We start from the raw sequence: 25,585 nt of genomic DNA on the forward strand, positions 1-25,585 counted from the left end.
TTAGGAGCACAAGCGTGCGTCTATTGAATCATCCTCCAACTCGTTTTACCTGATAACCTTCTGCTTTTAAAAGATCCATAATTTTCTCACGATGATCGCCTTGAATTAAGATTTCGCCATCTTTTGAAGAACCTCCGCCACCACATTTGGTTTTTAATAGTTTGCCTAATTCTTTAAGATCATCAGAAGTACCCACAAAACCTTCAATTAGAGTTACAACTTTACCTTTTCGTTGTTTTTTGTCCAATAAAACTCTTAGTTTTTGTTTGTTGGGAGCTATCGTTTCTTCTACTAAATCTTCATCGTATTCAAATTTGTAATCAGGATTTGTAGAGTAGACTATATTTTTTTTGGTTTTTGCCATTGTGTTTAAAATATGTTAGTTACTAGTATGCTAGTAACTGGTCTAAAATTGGTGAATAAGCATGAATTGCCAGTTATTTATTACTATCAGTACAAAGATATTTAAATTTTAGCTTTGTAAGTAAATCGTTCATAGAAATAGATAATTGAACCAATGAATGGAATAAAGGCAACTATTAATATCCAAAATAATTTATTTAGTCCTAATAAGTCACGCATTAATATGTCGATTATCGCAATTAAAGGAAGTAATATTGCTATTAGTTTGGTTATTAGCCAAATGTCAAATATGATTGAAAGTATCATGTAATCTTATTTAATTTTCTGTTTTGATCCGATTATAAAATATATAATTGGACCGATAAAGGGCAATAGTAGAACTATTAAAATCCAAATTAATTTATTCGAGTTGGTGAACTCATTCCTTAAAACATCAAGTAAGGCTAGTAAGGGTAATAAAAAAGCAAGTGCAAAAATTAGAAGCATTACAATCATCCCAATGGCAGATGAGGGAGTAATTAGTTCCATTAGTTAATTATGATTAGGTGAATGAATCTTTTAAAGATACGAAATTATCATCTTGAAGCACAATTTACACATTTCTTGCTTTCAGGCATAATCATGATTCTTCCGATGGGAATTTGCATTCCACATTTTATGCATTTTCCAAAATCATCTGAATCGATATTTCTGAGAGATTCTTTTAATGCTGATAGCTGAACTACTTTTTTGCGCAAAGCAGCTTCATTCACACTTTTGTTGTTTATTGCATCCATTCTACTAATTCTACCAATGGCGCAATCTGGTGAAATAGGTTGAGTTAAATCCTTTAGCATTACGATATCATTTTCAAGCTGTTCTATTTTTTCTTTTATCTGATTTTCGATATTGTTTTTTTCGTCCTGTATCATTTTTTGTTTATTAATTTCGGGGTTATCAAAGATAACAGAATTTGGAGATTGAACTAAGAAACTAAAAACTTCATAAAAAAAGAGTTATTTTTGCCGGTTCGATATCTTCTTCGTATCATTTAATTTAAAAAAATGAGATGTTGAGAAAGCAGGATCCTGTAGAAATAAAAATATATTCATGTCGATAGAAAATATTCCGGAAATATATCTTAATAAAGACGAGCCTGTTCAGGATTTGTTTGTTTATGATTTTAAAATGACCAGTGATGTTGTTAAGAGCAAGGTCAATTTGAGTATGAACATGTTTAGCTTTTTACAGGTGGGTAAAAAACAAGTCCATTTTGCTGATGCATCGGTCATGGTTAATAAGAAACAATCCCTACTCATAAGAAAGGGGAATTGGCTATGGACAGAGCTACTTGATAATGACGATATTTATTATTGCAAGCTTCTCTTCTTTTCGGAAAACAGACTTAAGGAGTTTTTGAAAAAATATACGCCCAAGCAGGAAAGCCTCAAGGATGAAATCCCTTTTTTCGTTATTGAAAATGACGATTATATTGCGTCTTATCTGGATTCACTATCGAGAATGAGTGCAATGTCCTCTAGTTTCAATGTAAATTTACTTTCCGTAAAGTTTGAAGAAATCATGCTGTACCTGACTGCCAAATATGGTCAGAAATTTGAGTTGTACCTGCATTCCCTGATATCCAAGGAAACGTCCCCCTTTAAAAAGACAATTGAGAGTCATGTCTATTCGAATTTAAAACTGGAAGAAATTGCCTTTTTGTGCAATATGAGTTTATCGACCTTTAAACGCTATTTTATAACGGAATACAATGAATCCCCCGGAAAATGGTTGCAAGACAAGCGACTGCTAAGAGCAAAAGAACTTTTAGAGAATGGTGAATTAAAAGCCTCTGATATCTATTTGGATTTTGGATATAGCAACCTATCAAACTTCAGTATTGCTTTCAAAAACAAATTTGGAATCAGTCCAGTTGAGACCACCAAATAAACTCAATCAGTCAACCTTCCTGTTCTAATGGGCGATATACACATATCTAAAGCTCTCAAATAACACGACAAAATCAACTTGACCTTTTTTAATAAGTTATTGAACTATTTCAGTAAGTAGATCTGCCCCCACATGCCCTACTTTTGCCTTCGTAATAACAACAAGCGTTCTGACTAAAAACGTAATGACAGAACCTTCGTTGTAAAAATCGAAAAACCAAATAATAGAATAGAATTATGGCAAAATTTAAAGTACCAAAAGAAATTTTTCACGGACTAGGTAGCCTTGAAAATCTAAAAGGATTAACAGGGAAAAAAGCGGTTATCGTAATCGGTGGTAGCTCTGTAAAAGCAAACGGATCTCTAGAAAGAACAGAAAACTACTTGAAAGAAGCAGGTATATCAACAGTTGTGTTCTCGGGTGTTGAACCTGATCCTTCAATTGAAACTGTATTGAAAGGTGCTGAGTTCTTTACTCAGGAGCAACCAGATGTTATTGTTGGTTTGGGCGGTTGTTCGTCTATCGACGCAGCAAAAGCAATGTGGATCTACTACGAGTATCCAGATTCAAAACTGGAAGAATTGGCAGCTCCATTTGCTGTGAAACCAATGCGTAACAAAGCCTATTTTGTAGCAATTCCTTCTACAAGTGGCACGGGTACTGAAGTGACAGGTCTTTCTGTTATTACTGACAGAGAAAAAGGAACTAAATACCCAATTGTATCTCACGAGTTAACACCTGATGTTGCAATTATTGATGGTGATTTATGTGCAAGCATGCCTAAGCATGTAACCGCTAACACAGGATTGGATGTTTTAAGTCATGGCGTAGAGGCTTATGTTTCTAATATTGCTGACCGTTATAATGATGCGTTGGCAAAAGGTGCTATTGATCTTGTATTCAAAACTCTACCGACTGTTATTGAAGAACCAAATAATTTAGAAGCTCGCCAGGCAATGCACGATGCTTCCTGTATGGCAGGTATGGCATTTACAAACGTATGGTTGGGGATTGTTCACTCTATGTCTCACCAAATTGGTGGTACTTTCGGTATTCCTCACGGATGTGGTAACGCTATTTTGATGCCGAATGTGATTCGTTTCAACTCTAAAGTAACTAACAAATACAGTGAGCTTGCAGCTTTATCAGGAAGAACAAGTGCAGAAGAGTTTGCACAAGAAGTATCAAAACTTCGTGCATCAGTGGGTGTTGTGGGTTCTATTAAAGAATATGGTGTTAGCCAGGAAGAATGGGATGCGAAATTGGATGTACTAACACAGAATGCAATGGATGATCCTTGTACTCTTTTCAACCCTAGAAAACCAAAATTCGAAGAGATCAAAGCGATCTTCCAAGCTTGTTACGAAGGAAGAGCGATTACTTTGTAAGTGAAAAATAAATTTTAATAAACACAGGGCGAATTATTCAATTCGCCCTGTGTTTGTTGTATTAAATTAGAATGTTGTTCCGTTACAATTTTACAAGTTTGATTTATTTGGTATTAGAATTGAATAGGAGATTTAGGAATTTTTCTATTTTATTCTATGAATCATGAGCAGGTAGGAGTATTGCCTATTTAGATTCATCCTAAAGTATTTACCCCCGCTAATTTAGATGTGTTTGACTAGGCTGAAAAATTACTTCTTTCTACATTTGATATATAAATATTTATTGTGAGTTGGAATTGCAAACGACTGAAGTCCAGATGGTTTCGTGTTTTGGTATTGATGTTATTTAGCATTTTATTCATTCATTTATTTCGAAAAGTAATGAACAAGATAGTTGAAAAAGAGAATTTTTCAGAAAAGGTTGTTAAGATTGTAGTTGAGGCACCTTTAATTGCCAAGGCTCGCAAGCCTGGTAATTTTGTAATTGTAAGAGTTGGTGAAAAAGGGGAACGTATTCCCTTGACTATTGCTGGCGCTGATATTGCAAAAGGGACCATTACCATTATCGTTCAGAAAATGGGCGTGTCGTCTACAAAGTTGTGCGATCTTAAGGTTGGAGAATATATAACTGATTTGGTTGGCCCCTTAGGCAAACCGACTGAAATACATAATGTTGGTACTGTGCTTTGTTGCGGTGGTGGTGTTGGCGTAGCGCCTTTACTTCCAATTGTTGAAGGATATAAAAAAGCAGGTAATCGTGTAATTACTGTTATCGCTGCAAGATCAAAAGATCTTTTGATTCTGGAAGATGAGATGCGCAAAAATTCCGATGAGCTTATCGTGATGACTGATGATGGATCGCATGGAAGAAAAGGTTTGGTTACCGAAGGTATGGAAGAGGTGATTAAGCGTGAGAAAGTCGATGAGTGCATAACCATTGGTCCTGCCATTATGATGAAATTTTGTTCCTTGTTAACCAAGAAATATGAAATTCCTACTATGGCTAGTTTAAATAGTATTATGGTTGACGGAACTGGTATGTGCGGTGCATGTAGGGTTACTGTTGATGGTAAAACGAAGTTCACTTGCGTGGATGGACCTGAGTTTGATGCTCATAAAATTGATTTTGACGAAATGATGTCGAGATTAGGAGGTTATAAGGAAGAAGAAAAAGACAAAATGGATCATTTTGAGAATTAATTAACTAAAGACAAAACAGGACAATGGAAAGGTCTGAAGAATATATAAAAAACGAACGTAAAAAAGAGTGGAGAGTCGAACTCCAAAAATTAACAAAAGCCAAAGATCGCATGTCGATCGAAAGGGTTCAAATGACAGAAATGGCTCCTGAAGAGCGCATTAAATCGCAACGTGTTGAGGTGAATATGGGTCTGACTAAAGAGCAGGCAATGTTAGAGGCAACACGTTGTATGGATTGCGCTAACCCAACCTGCATGGAGGGATGTCCGGTAAGCATTAATATTCCTAAGTTTATTAAGAATATTGAACGCGGAGACATATTGGAAGCGGCATCTGTTTTAAAAGAAACAAGTGCTTTGCCTGCCGTTTGTGGTCGTGTTTGTCCACAGGAAGCGCAGTGTGAGGAGAGATGTTTTTACGTTGAAAAATTGAACCTGAAATCAGTAGCAATTGGTCATTTAGAGCGGTTTGCTGCTGATTTTGAAAGAGAATCGGGTGTGATTTCGGTTCCTAAATTGGCTGAACCGAATGGTGTTCAAGTAGCCGTTATTGGTTCTGGACCATCAGGACTGTCTTTTGCTGGTGATATGGCGAAATTGGGTTATGATGTAACAGTTTTCGAAGCTCTGCATGAAATTGGTGGTGTGTTGAAATACGGTATTCCTGAATTCCGCTTGCCAAATGCCGTTGTTGATGTAGAGATTGAGAATTTACGCAAGATGGGTGTTAAATTTATCACCAATTATATCGTTGGTCAAACAGCAAGTTTGGATGATTTAAAGAAAGAAGGATACAAAGCATTCTATGTAGGTAGTGGTGCTGGTTTACCTCGTTTTATGAATATTCCAGGTGAGAATTCTAACGGAATTATGTCATCAAACGAATATTTAACCCGTGTAAATTTAATGGGAGCAGATTCTGAAGAATCAGATACGCCTATTTTACGTGGTAAAAATGTTGTAGTTGTTGGTGGTGGTAATACCGCTATGGATTCGGTTCGTACTGCAAAACGATTAGGTGCTGAAAGAGCAATTATTGTTTATCGTCGTTCTGAAGAAGAAATGCCTGCTCGTGCTGAAGAAGTTCATCATGCAAAACAAGAGGGAATCGAATTTCTTACCTTAACAAATCCAATTGAATACATTGCTGATGAAAATAGGCGTGTAAAACAAATAAGGGTTCAGAAAATGGAATTGGGAGAGCCAGATTCATCGGGCAGAAGAAGACCTGTTCCAATTGAAGGTTCTGAATATACAATTGATGCAACAGTTGTAATTGTTGCAGTTGGAGTTTCTCCAAATCCATTAATTCCAAATTCGGTTGAAGGATTAGAGGTTTCAAAATGGGGAACTATTGAGGTTGTAAAAGATAAAATGCAATCCTCAATTCCTGAACTTTTTGCAGGAGGAGATATTGTTCGTGGTGGTGCTACTGTTATTTTAGCAATGGGCGATGGTCGTAAAGCTGCTGCAAATATGGATGTTTATTTAAAGGAGAAGTATATGTCTAAAAAAGTAGAACTTTAAAATTAATAGCTATGAAAGAATTTAATTCGATAGAAGATATTTTGGATTTTGCCATTAATGAGGAGCAAATGGCTGCTGATTTTTATACAGAACTAGCTGGGAAAATGAAGCATCAGGAGATGAAAGATACTTTTGAGCAATATGCCTTGGAAGAACTTGGTCATCGTGCTAAATTGGAAGCAATTAAGAATGGTAAAAAGGTTCAGGTTTCAGAAACTAAAATTGCTGATTTAAAAATTGGTGATTATTTATTGGATGTAGATGTTGACAAATCAAATCTTACCTATCAGGAAGCTTTGATTCTTGCCATGAAAAAGGAGAAAATTGCCTTTAGATTGTATAACGATCTTGCTTCTGCATCGACAGATGAACCTTCAAAAAAATTATTCCTGATGCTTGCTCAGGAAGAAGCAAAACATAAGCTTCGTTTCGAGGTGGAGTACGATAGTAATATTCTAAAAGAGAATTAGAATTGTAATCAATATACTGAAAAGAGTCTTGGGGAATCAAGACTCTTTTTTTTGTCATTAAAAATTCTTTTGTATTGATTGTTAATATTTTGTAACTTTTAAAGTCGAACTGGAAAGTGAAATAATAGCCTACTAAAATTGATTTTTGGTTTCGTAATTTATTATCAATTAACAAAAAAAGAAATGAAAATTTTTAGGACATTTGAGGAAATTATCGATTATGCCATTGAAAAGGAGATGGATGAAATTGAGTTTTATTCTGAAATTGCCAATCGAATGGACAGGGAAAATATGAAAGGTCTTTTTCGGAATTTTGCTCTGGAAAAAACTGCTAGAATGCTTCGTTTGGAGAAGATGAAGGACGTGAAAACTGGATTTGATTTTGATGAAATTCAGGATCTGAAGATTGAAGGGAGTTTGGAGGATATAGATCATGCAAAAAATGATTTGTCCTATCAGGATGCTTTGATAATAGCTATGAAAAGGGAAAAGGCTAAATTTAAATTTTATTTGAATATGGCAGGCAGTGCGTTAAATAAAGAATGCAAAGATACATTCATAGCATTGGCAAATGAAGAGGCTCGACAAAAATTGAAAATTGAAATAGAATATGACGAACATATTCTATTGGAGAATTGATTCGCGAATAAAAATGAAAAATTGATTGTGAGAAAGCATATTTAAATCGAAATTCTGGTGAAGAATTTCGATTTTATTTTTTACGGTGCAATTATTGTAGATATTTTGTTTTCCAAGCGGACTTTAGTATTTTTGTTGGTCATTACATGTTAACTATAAATGTTTGAAATACAGATAATTAATGAATTATTTTTTCCGAAGTATTCTTCTGATATGTCTCATCCTTGGGGCTGTTAATTTTGCGGAAGCTCAATCTAGAACAGTTGAATTATCTAATAATAAGGTTGTTGTAGGTGGACAGACCTGTTTTTTACATGTTGTTAAGGAGAAGCAGACCTTGTTCTCAATTAGCAGAGCATATGGTGTTGACCTTGCTGTTATTTTGCAAGTGAATCGAAAAACGGACGTAACTGTTAATATTGGAGAGGTTTTAAGAATTCCTGTTGTAGATGCAGAAACTGTTCTTCCTTCTGTCTTAGTGAAAAAGGAGGATGATAAATTCTTTTATCATATTATTAAGAAAGGAGATACATTATTTTCTTTGTATAGAAAATATGGTGTTGATGTTGAAGTGATCAGGTCCTCAAATCCTGATATGGGACCTAATCTAAGCTTGGGATCGATTGTTAAAGTACCTAAAATTAAAAAGGAGGTGCAGGTTAATTTTACACCAAAGCACGATAAGTATTATTACTATTACGTAATAAAGCAAGGGGATACTGAATCTGCTATTTCCCGAAAGTTTTTTATGAAGTTGCGAAAATTCAGAAAGTTAAATCCAAAGGTGAAAAGAACGACTCTGAAAATTGGTGATTGGGTTCGAATTCCCAGGTATTTAGTTCCACCAGAATATTTTGTAGAGAAAGGGGCTCCAAAAGATACAATTTTGGAAGTGCAGCAAGTTGTTGATTCTGTTGTTTCAGAAGTGATTTTGAAACCTAGGATTCAAAATAAGATAAGAATTGCCTTATTTTTGCCTCTTTATTTAAATGCAAATGATTCCATAAATAGGAATGTTTTCTATAAGGATACTATTGAGATTATTACAGAGCTAGAACCTAGGGTTTTATACAGTAGATCGCATGATTTTATTCGTTTCTATCAAGGTGTTCTTTTGGCTGTTGATTCTCTTCAAAAAGATGGATTATCAGTAGATCTTCATGTTTTTGATACCGAAAAAAATCCCGAGCGACTTCAACGAATTCTTGCCGGATTGCAGTATACTGATTTAGATTTCATTATTGGACCGGTGTATCAAAATACATTTTCTGTTGTTGCTGATTTTGCTCAAAGAAGAAGAATACCTATTATTTCTCCTCTTTCTCCGAAGAATTCAGAGTTGCAAACAAATCCATTTGTAATTCAAATAAATACTTCTGTGAAGTCAATTTGTGGGAAAATATCAGATTTTGTTTCTTACGATTTGGATACGAGGAATTTGATTGTGGTTCATCCTGATCGCTATGAGCATTTGAATGAATTTCAACTGGTGACAGACATTGAGCGGAATTTGTTTGAAAAAGGAAAATACTGGGAAAATGATGATATGACCTATAAAAAGATCTCATTTGATGAATATGGTCTTTTTGGTATTGAGAGGATGTTAAGTGATACAGTTGAAAATGTCATTATTATTCCATCTACCTTGCAACCTTATGTTGAAAATATAATTTCGAATTTAAATATTTTAAGTCAACGATTCGATATTCGTCTAATTGGTTTTCCTGTGTGGCAACGATTTAATAGTTTAGATGCTGAAATTTTTTATAATTTAAATTTAAGTGTGATAACTCCTTATAATATAGATTATAAGGAAGTTAAGATTGATTCTTTTGTTTCTGATTTTAGAGATAAATTCAAATGTGAGCCAAATGATTTTAGCTTTAGAGCATTTGATCTTTGTCGATATTTTTCAAAGGCTGTTAGCAGTTTTGGGCGTGCTTTCCCTGGTCACTTAAATAAAATGAACGTGGATTTATTACAATCTAATTACCATTTTAAAAGAGTAAATGCATTTGGAGGATTGGAAAATCAAGGCATTCAAGTTGTAAATTATTCCAGAGATTTTAGAATAAGACATTACATTCCAAAATCTCAAAAATCTTTAGGACTTTCAGAATAAAGGACTTTAAAATTTAAAGTAGTAGCCGAATCTTATCGATTCGGCTTTTTTTTTATCCGAATATGGAGAATTCATCCAATATAGGATGTCATTTTTTGATTGGGATGAAACTCTGATTTTTATTGAGTTTTTTTAAACCTTTTAATTTTTTATCCGTTATCGTATAAATGCAAAAATAAATGATTTTACAGTAGCATCCAGATAATGAGCGTTCTATGTTTCGTGGTATAGCCTTTGGTAATGACTAAGTGTTAGTTATCTAAAGTCCTGTAATTATGAAAAAATATCTACTCTTGGGATGCCTCTGGGTTATCTCTACTATTTTCGTACACGCTCAAGTTCCTGCAGATATTACTGCAGCTCCTTCCGCAACAGTCGATGCTCCTTTTGAAATATCCTTTACGGATAATTCTGCATGGCGATTAGCAGTCTCACAAATCTCATATGGTGATGATATTCTTCCGGCTAAAGCGTATGATTTATCCGTTGCTGATAAGATATTATTTTATCCAGATTCAAGTGAATTCTTACAAAATGATACAACTCTGGTAATTACAATTACTTCCACTAATACGCCTGGTGTTGATGGTACTGTATCTCAGATTATTGGGCATGGTATTGCTGCGAATATTATAATGGTTACTCAGCCAACAGATCCGGGTTCAAACGGAGGGTTATTAGGAACACAGCCTGTTGTGAAATTGCAGGATAAGTATAATAATGAATGTACCGGAGGCGTTGCAAATCAGGTGACTGCAGCGGCAGATGCGTCTGGAGATTGGACTCTGGGAGGTACAGGTACTACTGTTACTTCGGTAGGAGGAACTGTTACATTTGCCGGACTTACGGGAAGCAGTGATTTGGTTGTTAATGGAGCATATTTAGTTTTTTCATCTGGCTCTTTGCCAACACTCAATTCTGATCCATTTGATATTCCTGTGAATACTCCACCAACACTTACTGCGGCAACAGGAGCTACAGTTGATGCTAGTTTTATTTTGGAATATATTGATGATGCCACATGGGAAACAACTTTTACTTCTGTTACATACGACGGTGTGGAATTGCTTTTAGGTACTGATTACACTATTGATACAGGTGCAGATGAAATTACATTAATTCCGTCGGGTGGAAATTCTATCTTACAAGTTCCACATACAGATCCGGGAGATCTTAGCTTGGAAATTATTGTTTCAGGATATGCTAATGCAAGTGTTGATCAAATTATCGGTCATGGCATAGCTGCGAATATTATAATGGTTACTCAGCCAACAGATCCGGGTTCAAACGGAGGCTTATTAGGAACACAGCCTGTTGTTAAATTGCAGGATAAGTATAGTAATGACTGTATTGGTGATGAAGCAACCCAGGTAACTGTCGCTGCAGATGTATCTGGAGCTTGGACTCTGGGAGGTACAGGTACTACCGTTACTTCGGTAGGAGGAACTGTTACATTTGCCGGACTTACGGGAAGCAGTGATTTGGTTGTTAATGGAGCATATTTAGTTTTTTCATCTGGCATCTTACCAACGCTCAATTCTGATCCATTCAATATTCCTGTAAATTTACCACCTGGTTTAATAGCCGCATCGGGAGCTACAGTGGATAGTCCTTTCGAAATTTCTTATTCTCCAGATGATATTTTTTGGGAAGCAAATATTGATTCAATACAATTTGATGGAGTTTTAATTCCTCAAGAGACTTATACGGTAAATTCGACCCAAAACAAGGTCATATTCGATGCTTCTGCATTAGATTCAGAAATAAGGACTGCTAAGACAGGAGATATTGAGATATTTGTTTCGCAATATGACAAAGCCTTAATATCTCAGACAATTGGACATGGAGCAGCTAATAATTTAGTAGTAGCTACAGAGCCTGTTGCACCTGCTAATAATGGAGATTCATTTCAAACTCAGCCTGTCGTTAATGTTCGGGATCAGTACAATAACCTTTGTGCCGGCAATAGTACAGTATCAATTTCCGCTGAAGAAAACGATCCTGCATCCTGGGATTTGCAAGGAACATTATCAGGAACAGTTGCATCAGGAATTTTGACTTATTCTGATTTAACAGCATCAAGTACTCAAATTGTAAATGGCGCTTTTATCTCTTTCTCCGCATCTGGATTGACGGGAGTGAATTCTACAACTTTTAATTTGGCTTTGAATACACCTCCTGGTCTTACTGCTGCTAGTGTAGCCACTGTTGATGCTCCGTTTATAGTTACTTTTTCTGATTCCCAATCCTGGCAAAGTAAAATATCAAGTATAACTTATAACGGCAATACTGTAGATGGAGTTGCTTACGATACAAGTATAGGTAATCGAATTACTTTTGATCCTTCTCAATCAACAGCTTTACAAACTTCAGGAACTGCTGATTTTGTTATCTTTTCTGATGGATTCAATAGTACAGTACCATTAACACAGATTATTGGACATGGAGCTGCAAATCAATTGGCAATAACAACAGAGCCAGGCACTCCTTCCATAAATGGGGGGAATTTAAATCCTCAGCCAGCCATTGAGATTAGGGATCAGTACTCTAATTTTTGTTCGACAGATGGAAATAGAACAATTACTGCAGCAAAGGCAGATGCCGGAAGTTGGACTCTTGGAGGTACACCTGATCAGAATGCGAATTTAGGAGTATTGACTTTCTCTGGTTTAACGGCAAGTAGTGCATTGGAAGTTACTGGTGCAAGTATTGAATTCACTTCTCCGGGAATCACTCCAATTACATCTTCTGATTTTAGTTTAGGCTTAAACGATGCGCCATCTGATATAACTGCAGCAGGTAGTGTTACAGTTGATAATCCTTTCACTATTACTTTTACAGATGAAAATGACTGGCAATCTAATATTAATGGTATCACTTATAGCGGGACTACAGTAGATAATGCCGCCTATAATACAGCAACAAGCGGAGAAATAACTTTTACGCCATCTTTATCTTCAGCATTACAGACATCTGGAACTGCTGATTTTGTTATTTCTGCTGATGGATTTAATAATAGTTCTCCTATTTCGCAAGTCATTGGTCACGGTTCGGCTAAAGCTATTGTAATGGTAACTGAACCAAGTGGACCAAGTGTAAATGGAGGTCAGCTTCAGAATCAGCCAGTTGTAAAGCTGCAGGATCAATATGATAATGACTGTACATCTGATAATTCTACGTCAGTAACAGTTGCTAAGGGTGATACGGGTAATTGGACCTTAGGAGGTGATGCAACGGTAAGTGTTAGTTCAGGAACTCTTTCCTATACTAACTTAACAGCTAGTAGTAATGAAACTATTTCAAGTGCATTTCTATCCTTTATTAGCACGGGCTTAACAAGTGTAAATTCATCTACTTTTAGTATTGGTTTAAATGATCCGCCATCAGATTTGGCAGAGGATGGTAATGCTGATGTTGATTCTGATTTTACAGTTACATTTACCGATATTGATGGATGGCAATCTAAAATAAGTGCTGTTACATATAATGGTCTTACTGTTGATGCGGTGGCCTACGATATTACCACTCCGGGAGAAATTGTGTTTACTCCTTCTTCATCAACAGCACTTCAAACAGCAGGAACTGCAAATCTTATTATTTCTGCAAACGGATTTAGTAATGCAACACTATCTCAGACTATATCTCACGGTGCAGTTAATAAATTGGCAATAAATACTCAGCCGGGAGCTCCTTCTGCTAATGGTGGAGATTTAAATCCACAACCTGTAATTGAAATTCTGGATCAATACGATAATCTTTGTACATCCGATGGGAGCAGGGTAATTTCTGCGGCAAAAGGGGATGCTGGAAATTGGATTTTGGGAGGTGCTTTAAATCAAAATGCAAATTCAGGAACTCATACTTTTGCGGATCTTACAGCCAGTAGTAATGAGAATATAACGGGAGCAAATATTAGTTTCTCATCAACCGGATTAACAGGAATAACTTCTTCTGATTTTAGCCTTGGCTTAAATACAGCACCAAATCTTACTGCATCATCAGGAACTACAGTAGATGGGATTTTTGAAATATCCTATGATGATAATGTAGATTGGGAATCTGATATCGACAGTATATCTTTTGATGGAAATATAATTTCTCCAGGAGCTTATAGTGTGAATTCAACAAGTAATAAAATAACATTCAATCCATCGGTGGATGCTGTCCTTCAAATGGCAAAAACGGCTGATATTGTAGTATTTGTAGACGGTTATGATAATGCAACTGTCTCCCAGACTTTAGGTCATGGCGTGGCAACTAAACTGGTTATGGACACAGAGCCTGTACCATCTGGTGTGAATGGAAATTCTTTTACCACGCAGCCTGTTGTTGCTATTCAGGATCAATACGATAATACATGTACAACGAATAGTGCAATTTCAATTACTGCAGCTGGAAATGATCCTGTTAATTGGACTTTGGGAGGAACTCTGGTGAATGCTGTTGCTTCAGGTATCTTGACCTATACTGATTTAACTGCAAGTAGTGATGCTTTAGTTGCGGGAGCTTTTATATCTTTTACAGCATCAGGATTAACAGGTGTGGGTTCGACAACATTTGATCTAGGGCTAAATTCAGCTCCTGCATTAACAGCCACTTCAGGCGTGACCGTTGATGGAGTATTTACGGTAACTTTTGTTGATGAAAACAGTTGGCAAAGTAAAGTTAGTAGTATTGGCTATGGTGGTGTTGAGATTGATGCTTCGGCTTACAATACACTAACGAGTGGTCAAATCACTTTTGATCCATCTCTTTCAACCACTTTGCAAACTGCTGGAACAGAAGATTTTATTTTTGTTGCTGCAGGATTCTCAAATGCAACTTTATCACAAACGATTGGTCATGGTGTGCCAGCGTCAATTAAAGTGAATGTTGAACCAACAGCGCCAACAAGTAATGGTAGTTTATTGGTACAACAACCAATTGTTATAAGTCAGGATCAATATTTAAATCCCTGCACTTCTGATAATGCAACAGCAATATCTGTTGTAAAGGGGGATGCCGGATCCTGGTCATTGGGCGGTTCACCCGATCATACTTTAGGGGGAGGATCGTTCACATACACTGATTTGTCTGCTACGAGTGATGCACCGGTTATTGGCGCTTATTTAACATTTTCATCGGGTAGTTTCCCGACTGTTAATTCTGCAACTTTTGATATTCCTGTAAACGTTTCACCTAGTCTTTCTCCAGCAATTAATGCAACAGTTGATGGAGAGTTTCAAATTGTTTTTGCGGATAATGCTGCCTGGAGGGGAAGTATATCCGATATTACAGTTGATGGCAATTCTATTCCGGCAGCAGCTTATGACGCCACTATTGCTACTCGAATTATTTTCAAACCTGTTCAATCAAATTTTTTACAAACTGCAGGTACAAAGGAAATTATTATAATCTCCAGTGGCTACGAAAATGATACTTTAAACCAGGAACTTGGACATGGAATTGCCAATGAGCTTTTTATCTTTACTCAACCAGTTGGTCCTTCGAGTAATGGTGGTCAGCTTGCTACACAACCAGTAGTTCATTTACGAGATCAATACGCAAATATTTGTACTACGGATAATACAAGTACTATTTCGGAAACAACAAGTGGCGGAACATGGGCGTTGGGCGGAATAACTGGACTAACTGCCAGTTCAGGTGTATTCACTTATGCCGATTTAACGGCAAATAGTAGTGCGGAATTGACTACAGCCAGCATTACTTTTTCATCAGTTGCTTTAACAGATGTTGTATCTACGGCGTTTACAATTCCCTCTTTGGATGCATCACCAACACTGCTAGCTTCTTCAACAGCAACAGTAGATGCAAGTTTCGAGATAACCTTTGGTGCAAACGCCACTTGGCAACTTGCCATTGATTCGATAAGCTATGATGGAAATTTAATTGATGCGACTGCCTATAATATTACTCAATCAGGAAAAATAATATTTGATCCTTCTTTGGATACTGATTTACAAGTAGCAGGAACAAAAGATTTGATTGTTTATGCTTTGGGGTATAATGATGCAAGTGTGTCACAACAAATAAAGCATGGTGTGGCTACCGATATGGTAATTGTTTTGCAGCCATCGGCTCCGGTGGAGAATGGGGCATTATTAGCTAATCAACCTGTTGTAACGCTTCGAGATCAGTATGCTAATGATTGTACGAGTGAAAATACAATTGAAATAACTGGAGCAAAAGGAGATGCTAATGTTTGGACATTAGGAGGAACATTGGTGAAAAAAGTTACTAATGGTTCTGCTAGTTTTACTGATTTAACAGCATCTAGTGGTGTCGCAATAACTGATGCTTTTGTTGCATTTTCAAGTGTAGGTTTAACAACGGTTAATTCAAATACTTTTGACATTCCAGACTTAGCAGCATCACCAGTATTAACTGCTGCAAGTGGTGTGACGGTTGATTCAAATTTTGATATCACTTTCGTGGATAATCCTGCTTGGAGAAGTCAAGTTACAGAAATCAGATATGGAAACGAAGTGCTGCCTGTTGGAGCATACGATACTTCTATTGAAGGAATAATAACTTTTAAACCTATTGAATCACCTGTTTTACAAACGGTGGCTAGCAAATATATTTATATCACGTCTACCTCATTCCTGAAAGATTCTGTTCTGCAGGCAATTGGGCATGGTGCAGCCACATCTATTGTTATAACAACTGAACCGCAACAACCGGCAAGCAATGCGGGTTTACTACAAACACAACCAGGTGTTAAAATACAAGATCAATATTCAAATGATTGTACAACAAATAGTGTACAAACTATCAATGCAAATGCAACAGGAGGAAGCTGGGTAGTAGAGGGAACTACTTCGTTAATGGTAACTAATGGGATTGTTGATTTTACCGATCTGACCGCCAGAAGTACGGATTTGGTAATTGATGCAACAATCACTTTTTCTGGCACAGGACTAACAAGCCAGGAGTCGGCGACATTTATTATCCCAGCACCTCTTATTGCTCCATTTCTTATTGCCTCAACGACTGCAACTGTTGATTCATTGTTTGATGTTACATTCTCAGAAAATGCCGGTTGGCAGGGAGAAATTGATTCAATTTCTTACGGAGGAAACCTATTTTCTTCTGATGTATATGACAAAAGTCAAGGAGGGAAAATTGTTTTTGATCCATCGAAAAGTACTGAATTACAAGTAGTCGGTACGAAAGAAATTTTAGTCTATTCCAGAGGATATCAAAATGCAGCGGTCAATCAGGAAATTAAACATGGTATTCCAGATACTATTTTTATTGACAGGCAACCTACAGCACCATTGGTGAATGGTGGTTCTTTGGATACGCAACCAAGGGTATCAGTGCGCGATCAGTACAATAATAGTTGTGGGAGTAATGATACTTTTGAGATTACTGCCACCAATGGAGATGCTCAGGCATGGACTTTGGGTGGAAGCGTAACTCAATCTGTTATATCAGGAGTGCTTACTTACAGTGATTTAATTGCTTCAAGTGAAACGGCTATAACGGGTGCTTTTATAACATTTTCAGGAGCAGGACTCACTTCAGTGAATTCTGATCCATTCGACATTGTTGAATTGTTAAATCCTCCAAATATCAATCCTGCATTTCAGGTTACAGTTGATGCGGATTTTTCACTAAGCTTTTTTGCAATTGATGATACTTGGAGAAATAGTGTAACGACAATTACTTATGAAGGAGATACCCTTCCTGCATCAGCTTACAGCATAGGTACAGAATCAATTGTTTTTCATATTTCGCAAGAGGTGTTGCTGCAAAAGGCAGGAACATTCAATATTGTAATCTATTCAACAGGTTATAGTAATGTACTGATAGAACAAGAAGTTGGGCATGGAGCAATCGCGAGTATGGAAATAACTCAACAGCCATTGGCTCCGTTAACAAATGGGGATGTTCTTGAGCAACAACCTATTCTTCGTTTTTTAGATCAGTATGCAAATGAATGTACCTCTGAAATTCAAGAAAGTATTATTGTTTCAAGAAATGATACCGGAGATTGGAGTTTGGCGGGAACTGTTGAGCAAATCGCAACGAATGGAATAGTAACATTCACCGACTTGTCGGCATATAGTTCAGGTCCTGTAACAGATGCCGAATTGCAATTTAGCTCTACAGATTTGACTTCTGTTGTTTCAACTTCATTTACTATTCCGGATGTTAGTAGTGCTCCGGTTTTAAATGCTGCGATTGATGTTACTGTAGATAATCCTTTCAAAATTACTTTTACAGAGGATTCTGTGTGGAGGAGTCGCATTAATGTTGTGACTGTTAACGATAGTGTTTTGGGTGCAGCAAGTTACAATACAAGTCAAGTTGGTGAGCTGGAGTTGATTCCTTCTGAATCTGAATTTCTGCAAAAAAATGGGTCGTTCCAGATTATCGTGCAGTCTCGGGGTTTTGCTCACGATACAGTTCAGCAAAATATCAATCACGGTTTAGCCGATAGTTTGCTGATCACAAGTCAGCCATTGGATCCGGAGAATAACGGTGAATTATTAGCTCAGCAACCTGTTTTAAAATTAAGTGATCAATATTTAAATGATTGTACCGGAGATAATCTTACGCAAGTAAGTGTAGTGAAATATGATCAGAATGTCTGGACTTTGGGAGGAACTCTGCAAGCTCAGTCTGTTAGTGGCGTAGTTAGTTTTACTGATTTAATGGCCACAAGTGAAATTGCAATCGACTCGGCTTACCTGCAATTTTCCTTTGATAAGGACACGGTGATATCTGCTTTGTTTACGATTCCAGTTCCAATTATTGAGTTGACTGCCGCGTTGGATGTTACTGTGGATAATGAATTCACAATACAGGCAAGTGACAATGCCAGTTGGAGGGATTCTATCTCTGCAATTTCATTTGCCGGCGAAACTTTAGTCGATACTTCTTATCTGATTGAAGCCGGAGGTATTACTTTTTATCCCGATAGGGATTCGATACTTCAGATTGCAAGAACAGATACATTAATTGTAATTGCCAATGGATATGCGAATGCAATTGTTGAACAATCTATAAAGCATGGTGTTGCAACAGATATGGTGATTGTTGATCAACCAATTGGTCCGGAAAATAATGGAGATACACTGGCACAACAACCTAAATTGCAATTGAAGGATCAATATGAAAATGATTGTGAAAATGATAATGCCACTCAAATTTTAACTTCGAAATATTCTGACGGTTCGGAAACTGATGTGGTTGATTTGTGGAATTTAGGGGGCGTTAAAACTATCACAGCCATAGATGGACTTGTAACTTATCTGAATTTGACTGCAGCCAGTGAAAATAGGGTGGAGGGAGCACGATTGCTGTTTACTTCTGATGCTCTGCCTAATGTTGTATCGGATAGTTTTGATATTGTAATTCCTCCTCCTCCGGTTATTTTAGGTGCTGTGGATGCTTCTGTTGATGGAAGTTTCTTTGTGGAATTTACTGATAATAAAACATGGAGATCACTAATTTTTGATATCCGTTATGGAATACGCAGCCTAGGGGGAAATTACGATATCTCTGAGCCAGGGAAAATTACATTTGATCCGACTGTTACTTCTATCCTACAAAAATCTGGCGTTGATTCGATGTATATTTATTCGGGCAACTATGATACGGTTCGATTTGAGCAAACCATTCATCATGGAAAATCAAAATATATGGTGATTGTTAAAGAACCATCTGCACCGCTCAAAAATGGCGAAGTGTTGTTAAGGCAGCCACAACTTAAATTGCAGGATCAATTTCGAAATAATTGTGTTACTGATAATGAAACTCCTATAGCAGTTAAGAAAGGTGATGATGGTGATTGGTCGCTTAAGGGAACTTTTACCCAAATTGCAGTTGATGGCCTTATTAAATACATAGACCTTACTGCGGCTAGCGAAAGGGAGGTGGAAGGAGCACGTCTGGAGTTTGAAGGCACGGGAATAATTCCTAAATTATCTCAGTCATTTACCATTCCTGAACCTCAGGAAAATAGGGCCGGTGAAGCCAAGGCAAACCCTGAATTAGTTTGTTATGGCGCTAGTTCAAGTATTACACTAGTTGGTTTTGACGGTACAATTCAGTGGCAAAAGTTTGATGAATTGAATGAGATCTACAAAGATCTTGCTGGTGAAAATGCGGAAATTCTTATATCCGATGAAGTTGTTCAAAATACAAGATACAGAGCAATGGTTTCGAAAGAGGGTTTTACAACGCAATATTCTAATTCTGTTTCAGTAAGTCCAATTGAACCGCCTTTAGCTGATTTTACATTCGAGATTGAATACAATCGAGTTGATTTTGTAAACTTAAGTACAAACGCAACAACTATTGTTTGGGATTTTGGCGATGGAATCCTTAGCAGTGAGTTTGAGCCAAGTCATTCTTTTGTATTGGATAATACGAATGGAACGGGATATGTGGTTCGCTTAACAGCTTCAAACGACGCTTGTCCTAAGAGTGAAAAATCACAACAAGTATTTATTACTACAGGTATTGAAGATTTAATTTTAGAGACTGGGCTAGTCGTTTATCCAAATCCAAGTAGAGGCGAATTTTTCATAGAGATTTCAAATTCGGATCAAAACGGTGTGTTGAGAATATTTGATCAAGCAGGAAAAGTGGTTGCTACTCGAAACATTGAAAATAGTCTTCTTAATAATCGAATTGCTTTCGATCTGAAAAACCTAACTGGTGGTATCTATTTTTTGACCATTCAGTATCCGAACAAAGTTGTTAGAACAAAATTAATCATTCAGTAAAAGTGAATTTTTAATAAAAAAAGGGATTTTCCAAGCTGGAAAATCCCTTTTGTAAATTATTGAATTATTATTCGAATTCAGCCATTGTTTTCTTAATGATTTCAAGAGCTTCTCTCAATTGTTCTTCGTTAATTGTTAATGGAGGAGCAAAACGGATAATATCACCATGAGTTGGTTTTGCAAGCATTCCGTTATCGCGTAAACGCATACAAACATCCCAAGCTGTTTTCCCATCTTTAGGCTTAATAACAACTGCATTAAGTAATCCTTTTCCTCGAACTAGAGTTATCATTTCTGATTTAACCTCTTGTAATTCTTTACGGAAGATTTTACCCATAGCTTCGGCATTTTCAGCTAATTTCTCTTCTTTAACAACAGTTAAAGCCGCCATCGCAACAGCACAAGCAATTGGGTTACCACCAAAAGTAGAACCGTGCTCACCTGGTTTAATGCAAAGCATGATTTCATCATCAGCTAATACGGCAGATACTGGAACAACACCTCCTGAAATTGCTTTCCCAAGAATTAATACATCAGGTCGTACACCTTCGTGATCACAAGCTAATAATTTACCTGTTCTGGCAATACCAGTTTGCACTTCATCTGCAACGAATAAAACATTATTTGCTTTACAAAGATCAAATGCTTTCTTCAAAAAACCATCTTCAGGAACGTAAACTCCAGCTTCTCCTTGAATCGGTTCAACTAAAAATGCACATACATTTGGATCTTTTAGTTCCTTTTCAAGAGTTACAACATCGTTGTAAGGAATGTTGATAAATCCAGGAGTGAAAGGTCCAAAACCTTTGTATGAATCTGGATCCGAAGACATTGATATGATAGTAATTGTGCGTCCGTGGAAGTTTCCATCGCATACAATAATTTTCGCTTCATTATCAGGAATACCTTTTACATCATATCCCCAACGACGAACTAGCTTGAGCGCTGTTTCATCAGCTTCAGCTCCTGTATTCATTGGCAACACCTTATCGTAGCCAAAATATTTAGTTACAAATTCTTCGTATTTACCTAGGTTGCTACTATAAAAGGCACGGGAGGTAAGAGTAAGTTTCTGAGCTTGGTCAACTAATGCTTTCACAATTTTTGGATGACAGTGACCTTGGTTAACTGCGGAATAAGCAGAAAGAAAATCAAAATATTTTTTCCCGTCTGTATCCCAAACATATACACCTTCTCCACGTTCTAGAACTACTGGAAGTGGATGGTAATTGTGCGCACCAAAATTGGATTCCTTCTCCATGTAATCTTTCGCAGTCATGGATGTTGTTGCATTTGTCATAATTACAATGTTTAAAAGATTTGTTCTTTAGGATTAAACTCGTAAAATCCAGTATGCCAAATTTGCAATTATTTTTTTATAAACCAACACTTTTGAGGTTTTTTTTAATGTTTTAATATAAATGTTGTTGGAAGCCTTATGTTATCATAAGTGATATTTTAAAATAATTGTATTTTTATGATTATAAATTAGAGATGCTGTCCCAATGAATACAGACTGTTTGAATTATGGGAGGAATTTTGCCATCGATTCAAGTAAGTCGCTTTTTCTAATTGGTTTTGCCAAATGGTCAGAGCAGCCAGCTTCCAGTGACTTTTCTTTGTCTCCAATTAAGGCATATGCTGTTTGTGCAATAATAGTTAGGTTTGGTCTTTTTTCTTTAATGATTCTTGTTGCGTCTAATCCATTGGTATATGGCATGTTAATATCCATAAGAACAATGTTTATTTCGGGGTTTTGTGAGCAGGCTTTAATTACTTCTTGTCCGTTCTTTGCCCAGAGTATGTTGATGTTTGTCTTTTGAAGATAAGCTTCAAGAATTTTAAAATTGGTTATTTGATCTTCGGCTATTATAACGGTATAATTTTCCCAGTTATAATTTCCTGAGGAATTATCCTCTTCAGTCTGATTATCAGATGTTAATATGTTTGGGATTGTGAAGTTTATAGTTGTTCCTAAGTTCTTTTCTGAAACAAACCATATTTTACCTCCAAGTAATTCAAGTTCAAGTCGGGAAATGTACATTCCTAGACCTGTACCGCCATAAAACTTTTTTCCCGATTCGTTAACTTGTCTGAATCGCTTAAATACCTGATTTTCATATTCGGAAGGTATGCCAACGCCCGTATCGGTAACCGAAAAGTGAATTGTGTCTTTTACGATTTTATAAGAACAGGTAATGCTTCCTGTTTCGGTGAATTTTATTGCGTTGTGTATTAGGTTTTTAAATATGCTTCGGATTTTGATCTGATCTGACTTGATGATGTCGTTTGTGGAGTCTAATCCGAAATTTAAAAGTAGTTCAATGTGCTCTTTGTTGCTGTCGTGCAGTAGCTCCAAACTATTTTCTTTGATGTCTAAGAGCATTTGATTGAGATGGAAATTCCTTTTAATAGGTTTAGAGACACGGCTTTCTAACATTGAGACTTTTAATATATCCTCAATAATTCGAAGTAGTTGTACTCCAGAAGCTTTTATTGTGGATGCAAATTTATTGACACTGTCGTCTGAATTACAGGATTCTAGCAGTTCCGAAAAACCTATTATCGAGTTTAATGGGGTTCTTAATTCATGACTCATGTTAGCTAAAAATGAGTTCTTTAGGTTCTCTGCTTCAAGTGCTTTGTTCCACGCTCTTGCAATTTCATATTCTTTTATCTTTATGTCGGTAATATCCTGAAAAAGAACTTCTTCAATCAGTCCTTCATTGCTGTCGTCGTAGACTTCGCCAGTAATTTTACCGAGTCTTAATTCTCCCTTTTTGAAAAAACGAAATTCAATCTCAATTGCTTGTTTTGTCATTTGTTGCAAAGAGATCAGGAAGAATTCAAGATCTTCAGGATGGATATGTTTAGCCAGATTTTGTCTGTTTGGAGTGAAGTCTTGCTTGTCGTATCCTAAGATTGAATAGGTGATGTTCGACCACCACATTTCATTCGAATTGTAGTTGTAGATCCAGTAGCCAATGCCTGCTATACGATGAATTTTATCTAACTGTCTGATTTGCAGGGATGTGTCAATTTTCATATTGGGTGGGTTAGTTTGCGTGTTATGTTGTTTAAAATAGGCTTATGCGTTTGATTTTATGACGATTTGTGTGTATTCAATTTTGTGAGTTATGATTGTATAACATCCTTTTTTATTTTAATTCGATGTAACAATGTTTCTGATACAAAAAAGATCAGACAGAGTATAACAAATAACTTCCAATACTGCTTTCCATTACTTTGTTCGTTATAAAGCTGAGATAGTTTCATTTTTACAGGAGAATTAATCGAGATAGGCAATTTTTGTATCTTTATCAGATTATTAAGTTCATCTAAAGTGAAATATTCAGGATCTGATTCTATTCTTGAATAATTAAAAGAGCAGGAATTAACTATTAAATCACTTTTTGTTATTAAATAATTCTCGGCCTGATCAATTTGATCACGAGGGTAGAGAAGTAAGCCTTTATCAAAGTTATTTTCCTGGTCAGGGATGATATCTGTCTGATTCTTCTTGTTAATGATGTGAAACTCTTCGCTGGATGAGTTTTGATTGAATGATGCTGTTCTAACAGGTTCCTGATTACCTAGGGTGTAGTATAAGCTTTGTGCGTTATTACTGTCACGGGTTAAATTAATAAATGTGGGTACGAAAAGAGGGTGAGTAATTAGATTGGTCCACTCAGGATTAAGCTGTATGGTAAGAAGAAAGAATTGACCGTTTCCAAATTTTAATTTGGTTAACAGATCATCTCCGGCTTGCGTCTTCCAAATGTTTTCTGATAGAATATTTGTAGAGCGTCCTAATTTGTAATGTTTGTAAATATCCGGGAGTCGTGCATCTTTCTTAATTTCTTCGAAAACATTTTGGTAGAGTTCCGAATTCAACTCGATTTTTGCTAATCTTTGCTTGCTTGAATCGATCTGTGTTAATTGGGGAACCGATATTTCTTCAAGAAATAAATTTACAGTAGTATCATTCTTATCGCTTGGAATGAATAGTACATGTCCTCCATTTGATAAATAATTTTTAATTGATTGATTGAAACCACTCTCCATTTCCTGAATCTCATTTAAGATAATCAGTTGATAGTTTTCTAAATTTTCATTAAAAACTCCGGATTTACTACTATTTCTAAAAGCAAATGTTTCCGTTCCTGAAAATAATTTATTCAAATATTTATTGGGTTTATCCTGATTTACAGATAAGATTTGAATTTGACTGTTAATATTGTACGAAAAATAAAATTGGTTGTCATATGTGATGGGAAAGTCGTTAATTTCAACCATTCCCTGGTAAATTCCTGATTTGTGATTCAGGTATTTTAGGCTTACAATTTTCTCTGAATTTTTGTCAATATCAAAACTGGAAATCGATTTTGTACTGTCGTTTATGCTTAATTTAATGGGATTTTTCTGATAGTTTTGATTCGAAGTATTTACCACTCTAACAAAGAGCTCCTGACTTTGATTAAGCTGATGATAAGGCTTCTCAAACCAGCAGGAATCAATGAATAAATTGTTTGATCGTTGAACAGAAAGGGGTAGAAATGTGACTGAATTTGTACTGTCAATTTTAATATTTTCAATATCGCTTTGTCCCTTTTGAAAATCGGAGAATACATACAGTCGACAATCATCACCGGCATTATTAATTTGTATTTTTTTAATTTGTTCCGAAAGCCTAACAGGAATTGGTGAAGGATTTATATCCATTACTCTTGCAATGGCCTGTTGCTTGTTTAAATTCGACGAAAAGGAATAGAAATTATTGCTGTAAATTCTAATTTTAGAATAGCTTGGGTAGCTGTTGATTAACTCAATGGCTTTGTTTTTTGCAACCTCTAAGGCATTACCACTTTCCGTTTCGGCATTCATGCTAAATGAGTTGTCGATATAGATAGTAAAGCATCCTGATTGTTGTAGATGCTTATTATTGCCATTTTCGTTGGAGATGTATGGTTGTGAGAAGGCTATGATAATGCATGCTAATGCCAGAAGTCTAAGTAGTAGCAACAGCCATTTTTTCACTTTTGATCGTCGCTTATTTTCAATGTTCAGATTTTTAAGAAACTTTAAATTACTGAAATATATTTTTTGATATCTCTTAAAATTAAAAAGATGTATAATGATAGGAAGTAGCAGAGCTAAGAGAGCCCAAAGTACCTGAGGATGCAAAAATTGAAGCATATGTAAGTTT

At 36.2% G+C, this 25,585-nt stretch carries 15 protein-coding genes; 8 read left to right on the top strand and 7 right to left on the bottom strand.

The annotated features are described in order from the left end of the window. Positions 1 to 28: 28 nt before the first annotated feature. The 4 genes from ALGA_RS18105 to ALGA_RS18120 all read right to left on the bottom strand — a co-directional run bounded on the left by ALGA_RS18105 (position 29) and on the right by ALGA_RS18120 (position 1,274). A complete protein-coding gene (locus tag ALGA_RS18105; protein WP_096431608.1) occupies positions 29 to 364 on the bottom strand; it encodes a translation initiation factor in 336 nt (111 codons plus the stop codon). A gap of 101 nt (positions 365 to 465) precedes the next feature. After that, on the bottom strand, positions 466 to 669 hold the full coding sequence (locus ALGA_RS23670; RefSeq protein ID WP_096431610.1) for a PLDc N-terminal domain-containing protein: 204 nt from the start codon (positions 667 to 669) through the stop codon (positions 466 to 468). Between the two features lie 6 nt (positions 670 to 675). Continuing rightward, positions 676 to 891 carry a PLDc N-terminal domain-containing protein gene (locus tag ALGA_RS23675; RefSeq protein WP_096431612.1) on the bottom strand — a complete coding sequence of 72 codons (216 nt, stop codon included), beginning with the start codon at positions 889 to 891 and terminating at the stop codon, positions 676 to 678. A 47-nt stretch (positions 892 to 938) separates the two neighbouring features. Then, a complete protein-coding gene (locus tag ALGA_RS18120; protein WP_096431614.1) occupies positions 939 to 1,274 on the bottom strand; it encodes a TraR/DksA family transcriptional regulator in 336 nt (111 codons plus the stop codon). Positions 1,275 to 1,452: 178 nt separating this feature from the next. Here ALGA_RS18120 and ALGA_RS18125 point away from each other — a divergent pair, with 178 nt between their 5' ends. The 8 genes from ALGA_RS18125 to ALGA_RS18160 all read left to right on the top strand — a co-directional run bounded on the left by ALGA_RS18125 (position 1,453) and on the right by ALGA_RS18160 (position 20,379). Further along, entirely contained in the window at positions 1,453 to 2,292 is an 840-nt protein-coding gene (locus tag ALGA_RS18125) for a helix-turn-helix domain-containing protein (RefSeq protein ID WP_096431616.1), read from the top strand. A 236-nt stretch (positions 2,293 to 2,528) separates the two neighbouring features. Then, on the top strand, positions 2,529 to 3,680 hold the full coding sequence (locus ALGA_RS18130; protein ID WP_096431618.1) for an iron-containing alcohol dehydrogenase: 1,152 nt from the start codon (positions 2,529 to 2,531) through the stop codon (positions 3,678 to 3,680). A 381-nt stretch (positions 3,681 to 4,061) separates the two neighbouring features. Next, entirely contained in the window at positions 4,062 to 4,880 is an 819-nt protein-coding gene (locus tag ALGA_RS18135) for a sulfide/dihydroorotate dehydrogenase-like FAD/NAD-binding protein (RefSeq protein WP_096431620.1), read from the top strand. 23 nt (positions 4,881 to 4,903) lie between these two features. Further along, entirely contained in the window at positions 4,904 to 6,406 is a 1,503-nt protein-coding gene (gene gltA, locus ALGA_RS18140) for an NADPH-dependent glutamate synthase (RefSeq protein ID WP_096431622.1), read from the top strand. Between the two features lie 11 nt (positions 6,407 to 6,417). Next, a complete protein-coding gene (locus ALGA_RS18145; protein ID WP_096431624.1) occupies positions 6,418 to 6,876 on the top strand; it encodes a ferritin-like domain-containing protein in 459 nt (152 codons plus the stop codon). A gap of 183 nt (positions 6,877 to 7,059) precedes the next feature. After that, positions 7,060 to 7,515, top strand: coding sequence for a ferritin family protein (locus ALGA_RS18150; RefSeq protein WP_145957670.1), 456 nt, complete (start codon positions 7,060 to 7,062; stop codon positions 7,513 to 7,515). Between the two features lie 181 nt (positions 7,516 to 7,696). After that, the gene (locus ALGA_RS18155) at positions 7,697 to 9,637 is read left to right on the top strand and encodes a PBP1 and LysM peptidoglycan-binding domain-containing protein (protein ID WP_096431628.1); all 1,941 of its coding nucleotides are present in this window, start codon (positions 7,697 to 7,699) and stop codon (positions 9,635 to 9,637) included. Positions 9,638 to 9,912: 275 nt separating this feature from the next. Continuing rightward, positions 9,913 to 20,379: a hemoblobin-interacting domain-containing protein gene (locus ALGA_RS18160; protein ID WP_096431630.1), complete on the top strand. Its 10,467-nt coding sequence runs from the start codon at positions 9,913 to 9,915 to the stop codon at positions 20,377 to 20,379. A gap of 67 nt (positions 20,380 to 20,446) precedes the next feature. Here the strand turns inward: ALGA_RS18160 and rocD are convergent, their stop codons facing one another. From rocD to ALGA_RS18175, 3 genes are all read right to left on the bottom strand, one after another. Further along, the gene (rocD, locus tag ALGA_RS18165) at positions 20,447 to 21,679 is read right to left on the bottom strand and encodes an ornithine--oxo-acid transaminase (protein WP_317044238.1); all 1,233 of its coding nucleotides are present in this window, start codon (positions 21,677 to 21,679) and stop codon (positions 20,447 to 20,449) included. A 225-nt stretch (positions 21,680 to 21,904) separates the two neighbouring features. Beyond that, positions 21,905 to 23,425 carry a PAS domain-containing hybrid sensor histidine kinase/response regulator gene (locus ALGA_RS18170; protein ID WP_096431632.1) on the bottom strand — a complete coding sequence of 507 codons (1,521 nt, stop codon included), beginning with the start codon at positions 23,423 to 23,425 and terminating at the stop codon, positions 21,905 to 21,907. 89 nt (positions 23,426 to 23,514) lie between these two features. Continuing rightward, complete coding sequence (locus tag ALGA_RS18175) at positions 23,515 to 25,575, bottom strand: BatA domain-containing protein (protein WP_096431634.1); 2,061 nt, start codon at positions 25,573 to 25,575, stop codon at positions 23,515 to 23,517. Positions 25,576 to 25,585 lie beyond the last annotated feature (10 nt).

This window comes from Labilibaculum antarcticum (assembly GCF_002356295.1).
Taxonomy (GTDB): domain Bacteria; phylum Bacteroidota; class Bacteroidia; order Bacteroidales; family Marinifilaceae; genus Labilibaculum; species Labilibaculum antarcticum.

Coding starts and splice junctions, on each gene's coding strand:
- ALGA_RS18105 (WP_096431608.1), bottom strand. CDS start 364: ATGGCAAAAACCAAAAAAAATATAGTCTACTCTACAAATCCTGATTAC.
- ALGA_RS23670 (WP_096431610.1), bottom strand. CDS start 669: ATGATACTTTCAATCATATTTGACATTTGGCTAATAACCAAACTAATA.
- ALGA_RS23675 (WP_096431612.1), bottom strand. CDS start 891: ATGGAACTAATTACTCCCTCATCTGCCATTGGGATGATTGTAATGCTT.
- ALGA_RS18120 (WP_096431614.1), bottom strand. CDS start 1,274: ATGATACAGGACGAAAAAAACAATATCGAAAATCAGATAAAAGAAAAA.
- ALGA_RS18125 (WP_096431616.1), top strand. CDS start 1,453: ATGTCGATAGAAAATATTCCGGAAATATATCTTAATAAAGACGAGCCT.
- ALGA_RS18130 (WP_096431618.1), top strand. CDS start 2,529: ATGGCAAAATTTAAAGTACCAAAAGAAATTTTTCACGGACTAGGTAGC.
- ALGA_RS18135 (WP_096431620.1), top strand. CDS start 4,062: ATGAACAAGATAGTTGAAAAAGAGAATTTTTCAGAAAAGGTTGTTAAG.
- gltA (WP_096431622.1), top strand. CDS start 4,904: ATGGAAAGGTCTGAAGAATATATAAAAAACGAACGTAAAAAAGAGTGG.
- ALGA_RS18145 (WP_096431624.1), top strand. CDS start 6,418: ATGAAAGAATTTAATTCGATAGAAGATATTTTGGATTTTGCCATTAAT.
- ALGA_RS18150 (WP_145957670.1), top strand. CDS start 7,060: ATGAAAATTTTTAGGACATTTGAGGAAATTATCGATTATGCCATTGAA.
- ALGA_RS18155 (WP_096431628.1), top strand. CDS start 7,697: ATGAATTATTTTTTCCGAAGTATTCTTCTGATATGTCTCATCCTTGGG.
- ALGA_RS18160 (WP_096431630.1), top strand. CDS start 9,913: ATGAAAAAATATCTACTCTTGGGATGCCTCTGGGTTATCTCTACTATT.
- rocD (WP_317044238.1), bottom strand. CDS start 21,679: ATGACAAATGCAACAACATCCATGACTGCGAAAGATTACATGGAGAAG.
- ALGA_RS18170 (WP_096431632.1), bottom strand. CDS start 23,425: ATGAAAATTGACACATCCCTGCAAATCAGACAGTTAGATAAAATTCAT.
- ALGA_RS18175 (WP_096431634.1), bottom strand. CDS start 25,575: ATGCTTCAATTTTTGCATCCTCAGGTACTTTGGGCTCTCTTAGCTCTG.